Source organism: Cohnella caldifontis (assembly GCF_029360585.1).
In the GTDB taxonomy this organism is placed as follows: Bacteria; Bacillota; Bacilli; order Paenibacillales; family Paenibacillaceae; genus Cohnella; species Cohnella caldifontis.
The window spans coordinates 22,177-35,566 of the sequence record NZ_JAQZSJ010000020.1; the positions used below are offsets into that span (position 1 = coordinate 22,177).

The window sequence follows — 13,390 nt, forward strand, 5'->3', positions numbered from 1 at the left end:
TTCTTTCATATCCGAGCAGGAGTTGCGTTACTATTCCTCGAATGTCTTTCATAGGTTTTAAAAAGGTATTGATTTCGGTTGCGCATCTAGATTAGAATAATTATAAATTAAAACAAATTATAAAAGACAGGAGAGGTAGAAATGGATCCAACGGCTGCAGCCAGCACAGGAAAGTGCCCCTTCTCGCATGGCAGTGTAACGAATCACAACCCGACGGCGACATCCAATAAGCATTGGTGGCCGAACCAGTTGAACTTGAATATTCTTTACCAGCATGACAGAAAATCGAACCCGATGGGCGACGACTTCGATTATGCGGAAACTTTCAAGAAACTGGACTACCAGGCGCTGAAGCAGGATCTGTACGAACTGATGACGGACAGCCAAGATTGGTGGCCTGCCGACTACGGTCACTATGGTCCATTATTTATCCGTATGGCCTGGCACTCCGCCGGAACGTATCGGACGGGAGACGGCCGCGGCGGAGCCGGAACCGGCACGCAGCGTTTCGCTCCGTTGAACAGCTGGCCGGACAACGTGAGCTTGGATAAAGCCCGCAGGCTGCTTTGGCCGATTAAGCAAAAGTACGGCAATAAAATCTCTTGGGCCGACCTGTTCATTCTGGCGGGCAATGCCGCAATCGAATCCATGGGCGGGAAGACGATCGGTTTCGGCGGCGGCCGCGCGGACGTCTGGCATCCGGAAGAAGACATTTACTGGGGCGCGGAGAAGGAATGGCTGGGGGATAATCGTTACACCGGCGACCGCGATCTCGAGAATCCGCTTGCAGCCGTGCAAATGGGCCTCATCTATGTCAATCCGGAAGGTCCGAACGGGAAGCCGGATCCGCTGGCCAGCGCGCGCGACATTCGCGAGACGTTCAAGCGCATGGGCATGAACGACGAGGAAACCGTCGCGCTCGTGGCGGGCGGCCATACGTTCGGCAAGGCGCATGGCGCGGGAGATCCTTCGCACGTAGGTCCGGAGCCGGAAGCCGCTCCCGTTGAAGCGATGGGGCTAGGCTGGATCAGCACGCACGGCTCCGGCAAAGGCCGCGACACGATCGGCAGCGGCATCGAAGGCGCTTGGACGTCGAACCCGACGAAATGGGATAATGGGTACTTCCAGAACTTGTTCGGATCTGAATGGGAGCTGACGAAGAGTCCGGCTGGGGCGTACCAATGGGCCCCCGTCAATCCTGCGCCGGAACATCTTGCTCCCGACGCGGAAGACGCGTCCGTTCGCGTTCCGACGATGATGACGACCGCGGATATGGCATTGCGCGTGGATCCGGCGTACGAGAAGATTTCCCGCCGCTTCATGGAAAATCCCGAAGAATTTGCCGACGCGTTCGCCCGCGCCTGGTTTAAGCTTACGCACCGCGACATGGGTCCCCGCGCCAGATATCTCGGCCCTGAAGTTCCGGCGGAAGAATTCATCTGGCAAGACCCGATCCCGGCTCCCGCTTATGTCATTACCGATGCGGAAGCCGAGGAACTGAAAACGAAGATCCTGGATTCCGGCCTTACGATCGGCGAGCTCGTAACGACGGCTTGGGCTTCCGCCAGCACCTTCCGCGGTTCGGATATGCGCGGCGGCGCGAACGGCGCCCGCATCCGTCTGGCTCCGCAGAAGGATTGGGAAGCGAACCAGCCGGCACAACTCGCCAAAGTGCTGAAAATTCTCGAGGTCATTCGGGAAGACTTCGGCAAACCGGTCAGCTTGGCCGATCTGATCGTACTCGGCGGCAGCGCCGCAGTCGAAAAGGCCGCACGGGATGCAGGCTTTGACGTGACCGTTCCTTTCACTCCCGGTCGGGGCGATGCCACGCAAGAGCAAACCGACGCGGAAAGCTTTGCCGTGCTGGAGCCGGTCGCGGACGGATTCCGCAACTATCAGAAGCAGCAGTATCGCGTCAGCCCGGCCGATCTTCTCGTAGACAAGGCTCAGCTGCTTACGCTTACGGCTCCGGAAATGACGGTGCTGATCGGCGGCATGCGCGTGCTCGGCACCAACTACGGCGGCACGAAACATGGCGTGTTCACCGATCGCGTAGGCGTGCTCACGAACGATTTCTTCGTGAACTTGCTCGATATGGGCGTGGAGTGGAAACCCGTAGAAGGCGGCGTATATGAAGGACGCAACCGCAAGACGGGCGAGGTCGTGCGTACCGCAACCTTGGTGGATCTCGTGTTCGGCTCGAACTCCGTCCTGCGTGCCATCGCGGAAGTTTATGCCCAAGACGATAACCAAGAGAAGTTCGTCCGCGACTTTATCGCGGCATGGGTCAAGGTCATGAACGCGGATCGCTTCGACTTGAAATAACGGCAGTATCGCAAAGGGCGTCTCACGGTCCTACAGACCGGGGAGGCGCCTTTTTTATTTTTCCGAAAGCTCGTTGACACGACACTAAATGGTGTCCTATAATCAAAGTGTCACCAAAAGGTGTCCAATTTGAAAATCCAAAAAAACTAGGAGAGGGTGTTGTGACCGAGAACAATCCGTTAAGGGATGTGTTCGACGCGATCGCAGATCCTACAAGGCGCAGGTTGATTCGACTATTAGCCGAGGCAGAGGAGCTCCCGCTCCATGAATTGACGGCGCAGTTTCCGATGGGCCGTACGGCGGTATCCAAGCATCTCGCCATCCTGAAAGAAGCCGGACTGGTGCTGGACCGTAAAGTCGGCAGGGAAACGCGTTATCGGCTTAACGCGACGCCTCTCAGAGAAGTTCAAGATTGGCTGGCTTTCTACAGCAAGTTCTGGAGTACGAATCTGTTGCGCTTGAACCGACTTTTGGAGGAGGAAGAAGAAGAATGAGCTTAACGTTGACTTTGGATTTCGAGTACAAAACAACCATCGAGAAGCTGTGGTCCGCTTTAACCGATTCCGGCAAACTGGCCCAGTGGGTGATGGACAATGACTTCAAGCCCGTCGTCGGACACCGGTTCCAATTCCGCACGCAGCCGGTCAACGGGTGGGATGGACTGGTGGAAGGGGAAGTGCTGGTCGTCGAGGCTCCGAACCGGTTGTCCTATACTTGGGGGAGCGGAGGCGAGAAGCATACGGTCACCTGGACTTTGCAGGAGTTAGGCGACGGCAAGGTCAACCTGCATCTCGAACAGACCGGAATTTCGAACCCTCAAGCGCTGAATGGTGCGAAATATGGCTGGAGCAACATGTGCGGCAATCTGGAAAAGGCGCTGGAAGCTTAAAGAGGACGTACGACGAGTTTTTGAAAAGAATCGGTAATTATGCAGCGGGAGGTGATGATCCTTGCATATCCTGTCCATCGTGATTCAAAGTTGGCTGCTTCTCTGGATCGCCTTTCAAGGCGGAAGCAAGATCGCGGGGGCTAAACAACAGGTCGAGCTGTTCGAATCGATCAGACTGCCTCAATGGTTTCGCGTCGTAACCGGCATCGTCCAGTTAATCGGCGCAGCAGCTCTCGTCGTCGGGTATTGGTATCCGGGAACGGCTGCGTGGGCCGGCGTTTGGCTCGGCGTTACGATGGCGATCGCGATCCTGTCGCATATCCGAGTCAAACATCCCGTGGGCAAAACGGCACCCGCAATCGTCACGCTTGCGTTGGCCGTTGCCGTCCTGTTATTGTTTGCGGGCGATCTGCCGAATCCGTTAGCCTAAATCATTCTTGCACCGGCTGCATGTCACAAGCAGCCGGTTTTAAGTCTTTTTCGGACCAACTGGCAACCCGATTTCCGGAAGAATGTTACAATGTGAATATACAAAAATCGGAAGGGAGTTACGCATGACCCAATCGAATGAGGAATTTATCGTACTCTCGGGTGCGAGGGAGAATAATCTCAAGAACGTATCCCTGCGCATTCCCAAGCGGAAAATCACGATCTTTACCGGGGTATCCGGATCCGGCAAGTCATCGATCGTCTTCGATACGATCGCCGCGGAATCCCAGCGTCTGCTGAACGAGAACTTCAGCATGTTCGTCCGCAATTTTCTGCCTCGCATTCCGCAACCGGACGCAGACGCCATCGAGAACCTGAGCATGGCGGTGATCGTGGATCAGAAAAGGCTGGGCGGCGGCTCCCATTCGACGATGGGCACGATTACCGATATTTCGCCGCTTCTCCGTTTGCTTTTCTCCCGAGTGGGTCAACCCTACGTCGGACCCGTATACATGTTCTCGTTTAACGATCCGCAAGGCATGTGTCCCGAATGCAACGGGATCGGCCGCAGCCTGGGCGTCGACATGAATAAGGCCGTGGACATGTCCAAGTCGTTGAGAGAAGGAGCGGTCCAGCTCCCGGGCTTTTCCGTCGACAGCTTCGATTGGGCGATGATCGTGCAGTCGGGGTCGTTCGATCCGGATAAGAAGCTGAACGAATTTACCGAAGCGGAACGGGATCAGCTGCTGTACGGCAAGGCGAGGAAAGTGGCGACGCAGTTCGGCGGGAAAACCATGAACATCACGGTGGAAGGCTTCATCGAGAAATTCACCAATAAGTACATCAAGCGGGATCTGAAGGCGATGTCCGAGCGCACGCAACAATCGGTCGCGCCGTACATCACCGAGGGGCCTTGTACCAGCTGCCACGGCGCGAGACTCAGCCAGGCCGCGCTCAGCTGCAGAATCAATGGACTTAACATCGCGGACATGTCGGCCATGGAGGTCGGACAGCTCATCCGCGTCATTCGGGAGATCAACGATCCTGTCGCCGCGCCGATCGTGAAGTCGTTATCGGAGCGGTTGCAGCATCTGGTGGATATCGGACTCGATTATTTGACGCTCGACCGAGAGACGGACACCTTGTCCGGAGGCGAGTCGCAGCGGGTTAAAATGGTGAAGCACTTAAGCGGCAGTCTCGTGGACGTCACTTACATTTTCGATGAACCCAGCGTAGGTTTGCATCCCCGTGACGTTCACCGTCTCAACGAGCTGCTGGTGAAGCTGCGCGACAAAGGCAATACGGTCATTGTCGTCGAGCATGATCCCGATGTGATCAAAGTGGCGGATCATATCGTCGATGTCGGCCCGCATGCCGGCAGCCGCGGAGGCACGATCGTGTACGAAGGAAGCTTCCAAGGCTTGCTGGAGGCCGATACGCTGACGGGCACCCATATGAAACGGCCGCTCCAACTGAAGGCGCACTGCCGGAAGCCTTCGGGCAAGCTGCCCATCCGGAATGCCACGCTGCATAATTTGCGGAACGTGAACGTAGACATTCCGACCGGCGTGCTGACCGTCGTGACGGGTGTCGCCGGCTCGGGCAAGAGTACGTTGATTAACGAAGTATTCCTCAGCCAGCATCCGGATGCGATCGTCATCGACCAATCGGCGGTGAGCGTGTCCACGCGTTCGAATCCCGCTACCTACACCGGCATCATGGACGACGTGCGCAAGGCGTTCGCTTCCGCGAACAAGGTCGATCAGGGCTTGTTCAGCTTCAACTCTAAAGGAGCTTGCGAGAACTGCCAAGGGTTGGGCGTCGTGTATACGGACCTTGCCTATCTCGACAGCGTGAAACTGCCCTGCGAAGTTTGCGGGGGCAGAAGGTTCAAGGAAGAAGTGCTGGCGTACAAGCTGAACGGCAAATCGATTGCGGACGTGCTGGAAATGACGGTTGAGCAAGCGTTGGACTTTTTCGAGCTCAAAGACGTGGTGCGCAAGCTCCAGGCGATGTGCGACGTCGGCTTGAACTATATTACGCTCGGCCAGCCGCTCAGCACGCTCTCGGGCGGAGAGTGCCAACGCATCAAGCTGGCGAGCGAGCTGCACAAGAAGGGCAGCATTTACGTGATGGACGAGCCGACGACGGGCTTGCACATGTCCGATATCGGTCACCTGCTTGAGATCATGAACCGTCTGGTGGACGCCGGCAATACGGTGATCGTCATCGAGCACAACCTTGAGGTCATCGGCCAAGCGGATTGGATCATCGATATGGGACCGGACGGAGGCAGCAAGGGCGGCCAGGTGGTATTCGAGGGGACGCCAACGCAAATCATCCATGCGGAGCAGTCGATCACGGGCAGATACTTGAAGTAAAAAAAGGAAAGGAGCGTTCTTTGATGGCCGCAGGGGTACGGAACCCGAAAATCGACCCGTTTTTTAGAAAAGCGAAGCAGTGGAAGGAAGAATTCGAGAAGCTGAGAGAGATCGTACTGGACTGCGAACTGACCGAAGATTTCAAGTGGATGCACCCTTGCTACACATATGAGAATAAAAACGTCGTGCTGATCCACGGGTTCAAAGATTACTGCGCGCTTCTGTTCCACAAAGGCGCTCTGTTGAAAGATCCCCATGGCATCCTGATCCAGCAAACGGAGAATGTCCAGGCGGCGCGTCAGATTCGGTTCGCCAGCGCCCGGCAAATCGACGAGATGCAGCTGATTTTGAAAACCTATATCGACGAAGCCATCGAAATCGAGAAAGCCGGTCTACAAGTGGAAATGAAAAAGACCGCGGACTATGAGATACCCGAAGAATTGCAAAATAAGTTCGTTGAACTCCCGGACTTGAAAACGGCTTTCGAATCGTTGACGCCGGGACGGCAGAGAGGGTATCTTTATTACTTCTCCCAGGCGAAACAATCCAAGACTCGGGAATCGAGGATCGAAAAATACATCCCGCAGATCTTGGATGGTAAAGGATTGGATGACTAGCCCCGCAGAGGGGCTTTTCTTTTTTAGGCGAATTGGTTGACAATGCCACTGAGAATGATTATCATTTAATTTGGAGTGATAATCATTCTCATTCTCATTACATACATAGGGCTGGGTGAATGTTCACGATGAAGAAATCGGTTTCTGTTTTCAGCTTGATGCTCATGTTGATGTTGGCCGTTGTCGGGTGCGGAAGTCCGACGGCCAAGGATAGTACGGCTAGCAACGTTTCGACTTCTTCCGCGGCGCCGGAGACGCAGGCCGCGGCTGAATCCGATGAACGCACGATCAAACACGCGATGGGAGAAACGAAGGTGAAAGGCACGCCGCAGCGCGTCGTTACGCTGTATCAAGGAGCTACGGACGTCGCGGTTGCCTTGGGTATCAAGCCGGTCGGCATCGTGGAATCCTGGACGCAGCAGCCCGTCTACGAATACTTGCGGGACGATCTGAAGGACGTGCCGATCGTCGGGGTGGAAACTCAGCCGAACTTGGAGGAAATCGAGAAACTGAAGCCGGACTTGATCATTGCCTCCAAGCTTCGCCATGAGAAGGTCTACGATCAACTGTCCAAAATCGCGCCTACCGTCACGCACGATACGGTGTTCAAATTCAAAGATACGGTCAATCTGATCGGGCAGGCCGCCAATCGCGAAGTGCAGGCCAATCAGCTGCTGGCGGATTGGGACCGCAGAGTGGCAGATTTCAAATCGAAAGTAACCGCCAAGCTGGGCAGCGAGTGGCCGGTTGAAGTGTCCGTGCTGAACTTCCGAACGGACCATGCGCGGATTTACGTATCCGGGTTTGCCGGCGACATCCTGACCGAGCTCGGCTTCGTCAGACCGGAATCGCAGCAGAAAGCGGCGGATAAAGGCGACGTCGTCCTCCAGCTCACCAGCATGGAGAGCATTCCGAGCATGAACGCGGACGTATTCTTCATCTTTAACGCGGACGGCCACAACGCCGACGCGGAATTGATCAAGAAGACGTATGCGGAGTGGACCGGCCATCCGTTGTGGAAAACCCTCGACGCCGTCAAAAACAACCAGGTTACCATCGTCGACGAGGTGCCGTGGAACATGGGCGGCGGAATCCTCGCGGCCAACATGATGCTGGATCAAATTTACGATCATTATCAGTTAGAGAAGTAATCGCTTATGAAAGCACTCGGACTTTGGGCCTGTTTCGCTCTCTTGCTCGTATCCTTCGCCGCGAGCATTCTATGGGGTCAGACGCGGACGCCGCTTGCCACGGCGGCGTCCGCGTTCCTTCATTACGATCGGGATTCGGCCGAACAGGTCATCATCCGGACGACCCGCCTCTCCAGGGCGGTAATCGCCTGCATGATCGGCGCGAGCCTGGCGGTAGCCGGGGCGTTGATGCAGGCATTGACCCGAAATCCGCTGGCTTCGACCGATTTATTCGGCATTAATGCGGGCGCGCTATTTTTCGTCGTGTTCGGCGCCGTCTTTCTCTCGTTCAACTCGCTGGCCCATCTCATGTGGTTCGCCTTTCTCGGAGCAACCGTCGCCGCCTTGCTGGTATTCCTGCTCGGCTCCGTCGGCCGGGACGCGCTGTCGCCGATCAAGATCGTGCTGGCAGGCGCCGCCCTTACGGCGTTGTTCAGTTCGTTCACCTCGGGCTTGCTGGTCGTGAACGAACAAAATTTGGAGGGCGTCTTGTTCTGGATCGGCGGTTCCGTGTCCGGCCGGACGCTGGACATGGCGTACCCCGTATTTCCGGTCGTGATCGCCGCGGGGATACTGGCCCTGTGTCTGGGGCCCGCCGTCAATATCCTGACCTCCGGCGACGATATCGCCAAGGGGCTGGGACAGAAGGTCATCGCCGTCAAGCTGCTCATGGGCGCGATCATCGTCGTGCTGGCCGGAGGATCGGTCGCCGTCGGCGGCTTGATCGGTTTTATCGGGCTGGTGGTGCCGCATCTGGTCCGTTCTCTGGTCGGGATCGACTACCGCTGGATTATTCCTTATTCCGCGGTGCTCGGCGCCAGTCTCCTGTTGATGGCCGATATCGCGGCCCGGTTCGTGATCCGGCCGGAGGAAATGCCGATCGGCATCGTAACCGCTTTGATCGGGGCGCCTTTCTTTATTGCGATCGCGCGGAGGGGGTTCAGGAAAGCGTGAGGAAGCATACGGTTCTGCGCTCGCGGTCCGAATCTTTCTCGTTTATCGTGGAAAACCGGACGATTCGCATGTTGCTTATCTTGCTAGGCTTAACGGCACTGCTATTTCTGACGGGACTGTCCGTCGGGTCGACTTTCATTCACCCGATCGCGGTCATGAAGCATCTGATCGGGACGAATGGGGAGGAGCACGCGTTCGTTATCGGCACGCTTCGGCTCCCGAGGATGGTGCTGTCCATGCTGGCCGGCATGGCGCTTGGCGTGGCCGGCCTCATCCTGCAGGGCATCGTGCGAAATCCGCTTGCTTCGCCCGATATCGTCGGCATTACCGGAGGGGCTTCCGCGGCAGCCGTGTACGTAATTACATTCCATTCGGAAATCAGTCTCAAGTGGGTTCCGCTAGCGGCCATCTCGGGCGCCTGCGTCGTATCTCTGCTCATGTACGCGCTGGCCCGAAACAATGGGGTTACGCCCATCCGGCTCGTGCTCATCGGGATCGGAATCCAATCTCTTACAAGCGCAGCCGTGACGCTGATGATCGTCCTCAGCCCCACCTACTCGACGAGCGAAGCTTATATATGGCTGACCGGCAGCGTATATGGCGCCAATTGGAACCATGTGATGTCGCTGCTGCCATGGGTGGTTATTTTCGTGCCGTTGACCTTCGTACTGTCGCGCAAATTGAACGTGCAGGAATTGGGCGACGGCGTGGCGCTTGGTCTGGGAGCGAAGGTTCAGCGCAACCGCTTCGCGCTGTTGCTGATAAGCGTCGCCTTGGCCGGCTCAGCCGTTGCGTTCGCCGGAGCGATCGGCTTCGTCGGGTTGATGGCTCCGCATATTTCCAGAATGCTGGCGGGACGGTCATTCGGCTCCCTGGTTCCCGTTACCGCGCTGATCGGCGGCATGATCGTGTTCATGGCCGATACGGCGGCACGGACCCTTTTCCTGCCGCTCGACCTTCCCGCGGGCGTATTCGTCTCGGGGATCGGAGCTCCCTTCTTCATCTATCTCCTATACCGCAACCGACATCAATAAGCAAAGCGAGGGAATACCGATGACCGTTTTGGAAGCCCAATCGCTTACCCTGTCATACGGCAGCGGATCCATTATCGAAAACCTCAACCTCTCCATTCCGGAAGGGAAAATTACCGTTTTCGTCGGGAGCAACGGCTGCGGGAAATCGACGTTGCTGCGTTCCATGGCGCGTCTGCTCAAGCCGCTTAGCGGTACGGTCGTATTGGACGGCAAGGCGATCTTCGACCAACCGACCAAGGAGCTGGCGAAAAAGATGGCGATCCTGCCGCAAGGTCCGATCGCGCCGGAAGGGCTGACGGTCCTTCAACTGGTGAAGCAGGGCAGATATCCGCATCAAAGTTGGTTGCGCCAATGGTCGTCCGAAGACGAACGGATGGTCATGAAAGCTCTAGCGGATACGAATATGCTCGTCTTCGCCGATCGCACGGTGGATTCGCTGTCGGGCGGCCAACGTCAACGCGCTTGGATCGCGATGACGCTCGCGCAGGGGACCGACGTCATTCTTTTGGACGAACCGACGACCTACCTGGATTTGACGTACCAGATCGAAATTCTCGATCTGCTGTTCGAGCTGAACGAACGGGAGGGGCGCACGATCGTCATGGTTCTCCATGATTTGAACTTGGCTTGCCGTTACGCCCATCATATGGTCGCGATCCGCGATAAATCGATCTGCGCGGAAGGGAAACCGGAGGAAATCCTGACCCGTTCGATGGTCAGGGAAGTGTTCGGAATGGACTGCGAGATCTCGGCAGATCCTCTGTTCGGCACGCCCATGTGCATTCCTTACGGAAGGGGCAGAACGATTAGCCATGACCGCACGCACGCCGTCTCCGTTTGAACGCGAAGAGCTTGCTTACCTCGCCGAGAACTTCCGTCTCGCGGCTATGCCGGCGGAGGAACGGGCGTTATCGATTGCCGCTTCGGACTTGCTCGATCCCGCCAAATGCGAAGAATACGTAAGCCGGCTGGACCGGATCTTTCCTGCGGCTGCCAAACCCGTGCGTGCTTCCTTGTTCGCCAAAAGGTACAGTTACCTGATCACGACCTCCAGCCTGTACGCGATGACGATGTTCGATCGGTCGTTGGATTGGTCGATCGAGAACTGCAGGGTGGAATCCGGATACCGAAACGGAACATGGCTGCCGGGACTGCGGTTGGATGACTGGCGGATGTCGCAGGTCAGCGAAGAGAGGCGCGGCGAGTGGAGGGAGAAGATCGTAACGACGATATTCGCCGATCATCTCGCGAAGGTATGGCATGTACTTTCGAAAGTCGCTTCCATTTCGGAAACGGTGCTGTGGGAAAATACGAGCGTCTACGTTTACTGGCTGTATGAGAGAAGAGTAGGGCAAGACGCAGGGGAACGGGAGAAGGATCGCATCCGGGAGGATTATGACTATTTGCTGAAGGTTGCAAAGGGAAGCTGCTTCGGCCTGGATGCCAACCCGCTCGCCAGGTTCGATTTTCCCAAAATCGAGACGGCCGAATCCGATCGACCGGTTCGGATCCGCCAAACCTGCTGCCTGGCTTATAGGGCTTCGGATCATAAAACGTGCTGCTCCGTATGTCCGCGCAAGGATCGGATCATGGGCAAAGAGCAACTTCAGTAGAGAAAAGAACGCCTATTGCGAGCAATAGAGCGTTCTTTTTTTCGACGAATGGCATTTCGCATAGAAATACCCAGTCTGCATCAGGCTAGTGGACTCAGCGGACGTTATCGGGGGCATTCCTCGACCTATCGAGTTCTAACGGACATGATGGCACTTATTCGGCAAAAGTACCGCTGATTAGCCGCGATGTGTAGCGCTTAAGGTCCGTGTTGTCCGTTACGATTGGAAAAACATTGAAATTGCTCCAATAACGGCTGTGGTGTCCGTTACGCCAATTTCAATTCCTGAAGCAGGAACGTCTTGATCTCCGCCGGGCCCGACAGCGCAAGGATGATCCCGTCATCGCACGTGATGGAAATGGCCGCCTTCAGGAACGGGCAACACTTCAACTCTAGAGGGATCCATTCGGCGAAACGCCTCAGGAGATGAGCGTCGAAGGGGAATCGGAATGCGTATCCGTCGACCAACTCGTTCGTATGGATGAGATCCCGGAATATCGCTTCGCGTAACGCATCGTACGTTTTCATTTCATCCGTTGAGAAAGTCCGTTTGTAACAAGCTACGTCGCAGAATTCCGTCATGTGGAATCACCCCTTTGCTCGGTTTTGCAAGCGCAATCCAGGGAGCATGCAAGCAACACGGGCCGCAAACGGTGAACGGCCCTAAACTGGACATCTTCATTGTCATTTACCTCCATTTCGAGTATAGTGCAAGCATAAAACTTAAAGTTCACTTTAAGTCAAGGGCAGGCGATTCTTATGCTATCCATTGGCGATGTAGCGGATCAGAGCGGCGTTCCGGCAAGTACGCTGCGGTACTACGAGAAAGAGGGGCTGCTGCCGCCCGTTGAACGCAAAGGCGGGCAGCGGCGTTATTCGCCCGACATCCTGTTTCGGATCCGGGTCATCAAGATGGCTCAGCAGGCCGGTTTCCAGGTGAGCGAAATCCTGACGCTGCTGGAGGGCTTCGATTCCAACGTTCCGCCGTCCGAACGTTGGCGGGCCATGGCACGGATCAAACGAGAAGAACTCGAAGAGAAGCAAAGGGAGCTTGTTCTGATGCAGGAGGCGCTCGAGCGGGGGCTGCGATGTTCCTGCCTTTCGTGGGACGAATGTTTTCTGTCCGAAAACTCAAAAGGGCCGGAAACCCGGCCCTTTTGAGTTACTGGTTAAACATTTCGTCCGATTTGTTCGTTCCGTCGGCATCCCATGCCATGTTGCCGAAAGACGGTTTCCCCGCAGCATCGTAGCGCAGGAGAACGGTGCCGTTGGAGAACGTTCTGGATTCAACCAAACGCAAGGCTGTCGGTATCGTTCCCTCGCCGAAAAACCGTTTTCCCTTTCCGAGCAAAAGCGGATACTGCCAGATGTTCATTCGGTCTATCAGCTCGTGACGAAGCAAGGTCTGGACGAGATCTCCGCTTCCGACGACGTGAATTTCCGCATACCGTTCCTTCAACGAAGGTACGCTCGTGATCACATCCGCTTCGAGCAGCTTTGCCTGGTTCCAATCGACGCTGGTCAACGTCCGGGAAGCAACAAATTTCGGTTTCTCGTTCATTAGCTTGGTGAACGGGTTTTCGATCGGAGCCTGCTTCCAGTAAGGCGCGAAGATTTCGTACGTCTTCCGACCGAACAGCAGAGCGTCTACGCTCGCATAATCCGCCGCGATCAGTTGGCCGGACTCCGCATCGATATACGGTACTTGCCATCCGCCATAGCCGAAACCGCCTTCACGATCTTCATCGGGCTCCCCGGGCGCTTGAATAACGCCATCCAACGTCATGAACATGTGCACGACAAGTTTTCCCATTCGTCTCTCATCCTTTCAAGGATTGATTTTCGCTCTCATGAAAAACGACGAACGAGGCGAAAGGATCTCGATGCGTGTTGGGAAAAATTCTTTTCGATATGGGGATCGTCGGTAAAGTTTTTGGCGGGGGAAGTTGTCCTTATTTC

At 56.0% G+C, this 13,390-nt stretch carries 14 protein-coding genes; 12 read left to right on the forward strand and 2 right to left on the reverse strand.

Annotation, left to right across the window (positions count from 1 at the left end; genetic code table 11):
- Positions 1-141: 141 nt before the first annotated feature.
- The 11 genes from katG to PTZ19_RS21175 all read left to right on the forward strand — a co-directional run bounded on the left by katG (position 142) and on the right by PTZ19_RS21175 (position 11,432).
- A complete protein-coding gene (gene katG, locus PTZ19_RS21125) occupies positions 142-2,325 on the forward strand; it encodes a catalase/peroxidase HPI (protein ID WP_276357616.1) in 2,184 nt (727 codons plus the stop codon).
- 161 nt (positions 2,326-2,486) lie between these two features.
- On the forward strand, positions 2,487-2,819 hold the full coding sequence (locus tag PTZ19_RS21130; RefSeq protein WP_276357617.1) for an ArsR/SmtB family transcription factor: 333 nt from the start codon (positions 2,487-2,489) through the stop codon (positions 2,817-2,819).
- On the forward strand, positions 2,816-3,214 hold the full coding sequence (locus PTZ19_RS21135) for an SRPBCC family protein (protein ID WP_276357619.1): 399 nt from the start codon (positions 2,816-2,818) through the stop codon (positions 3,212-3,214). The genes PTZ19_RS21130 and PTZ19_RS21135 overlap by 4 nt, the downstream gene beginning before the upstream one ends.
- 61 nt (positions 3,215-3,275) lie before the next feature.
- Positions 3,276-3,644, forward strand: a complete 369-nt coding sequence (locus tag PTZ19_RS21140; RefSeq protein WP_276357620.1) for a DoxX family protein — start codon at positions 3,276-3,278, stop codon at positions 3,642-3,644.
- Positions 3,645-3,768: 124 nt separating this feature from the next.
- Positions 3,769-6,024, forward strand: a complete 2,256-nt coding sequence (locus PTZ19_RS21145; RefSeq protein WP_276357621.1) for an excinuclease ABC subunit UvrA — start codon at positions 3,769-3,771, stop codon at positions 6,022-6,024.
- Between the two features lie 23 nt (positions 6,025-6,047).
- On the forward strand, positions 6,048-6,641 hold the full coding sequence (locus PTZ19_RS21150; protein WP_276357622.1) for a YdeI/OmpD-associated family protein: 594 nt from the start codon (positions 6,048-6,050) through the stop codon (positions 6,639-6,641).
- Between the two features lie 128 nt (positions 6,642-6,769).
- Positions 6,770-7,792, forward strand: coding sequence for an ABC transporter substrate-binding protein (locus PTZ19_RS21155; protein ID WP_276357623.1), 1,023 nt, complete (start codon positions 6,770-6,772; stop codon positions 7,790-7,792).
- A gap of 6 nt (positions 7,793-7,798) precedes the next feature.
- The gene (locus PTZ19_RS21160) at positions 7,799-8,785 is read left to right on the forward strand and encodes a FecCD family ABC transporter permease (RefSeq protein ID WP_276357624.1); all 987 of its coding nucleotides are present in this window, start codon (positions 7,799-7,801) and stop codon (positions 8,783-8,785) included.
- Positions 8,782-9,819 carry a FecCD family ABC transporter permease gene (locus PTZ19_RS21165; protein ID WP_276357625.1) on the forward strand — a complete coding sequence of 346 codons (1,038 nt, stop codon included), beginning with the start codon at positions 8,782-8,784 and terminating at the stop codon, positions 9,817-9,819. The genes PTZ19_RS21160 and PTZ19_RS21165 overlap by 4 nt, the downstream gene beginning before the upstream one ends.
- A 19-nt stretch (positions 9,820-9,838) precedes the next feature.
- Entirely contained in the window at positions 9,839-10,660 is an 822-nt protein-coding gene (locus PTZ19_RS21170; protein ID WP_276357626.1) for an ABC transporter ATP-binding protein, read from the forward strand.
- Positions 10,632-11,432, forward strand: coding sequence for an IucA/IucC family C-terminal-domain containing protein (locus PTZ19_RS21175; RefSeq protein WP_276357627.1), 801 nt, complete (start codon positions 10,632-10,634; stop codon positions 11,430-11,432). The genes PTZ19_RS21170 and PTZ19_RS21175 overlap by 29 nt, the downstream gene beginning before the upstream one ends.
- Before the next feature lie 266 nt (positions 11,433-11,698).
- Here PTZ19_RS21175 and PTZ19_RS21180 read toward each other — a convergent pair whose 3' ends face one another.
- Positions 11,699-12,013: a hypothetical protein gene (locus PTZ19_RS21180; protein WP_276357628.1), complete on the reverse strand. Its 315-nt coding sequence runs from the start codon at positions 12,011-12,013 to the stop codon at positions 11,699-11,701.
- Between the two features lie 177 nt (positions 12,014-12,190).
- On the opposite strand from PTZ19_RS21180, the gene PTZ19_RS21185 reads away from it, so the two are divergent.
- The gene (locus PTZ19_RS21185) at positions 12,191-12,592 is read left to right on the forward strand and encodes a MerR family transcriptional regulator (RefSeq protein WP_276357629.1); all 402 of its coding nucleotides are present in this window, start codon (positions 12,191-12,193) and stop codon (positions 12,590-12,592) included.
- A 1-nt stretch (position 12,593) separates the two neighbouring features.
- Here PTZ19_RS21185 and PTZ19_RS21190 read toward each other — a convergent pair whose 3' ends face one another.
- The gene (locus PTZ19_RS21190; RefSeq protein WP_276357630.1) at positions 12,594-13,244 is read right to left on the reverse strand and encodes a dihydrofolate reductase family protein; all 651 of its coding nucleotides are present in this window, start codon (positions 13,242-13,244) and stop codon (positions 12,594-12,596) included.
- Positions 13,245-13,390 lie beyond the last annotated feature (146 nt).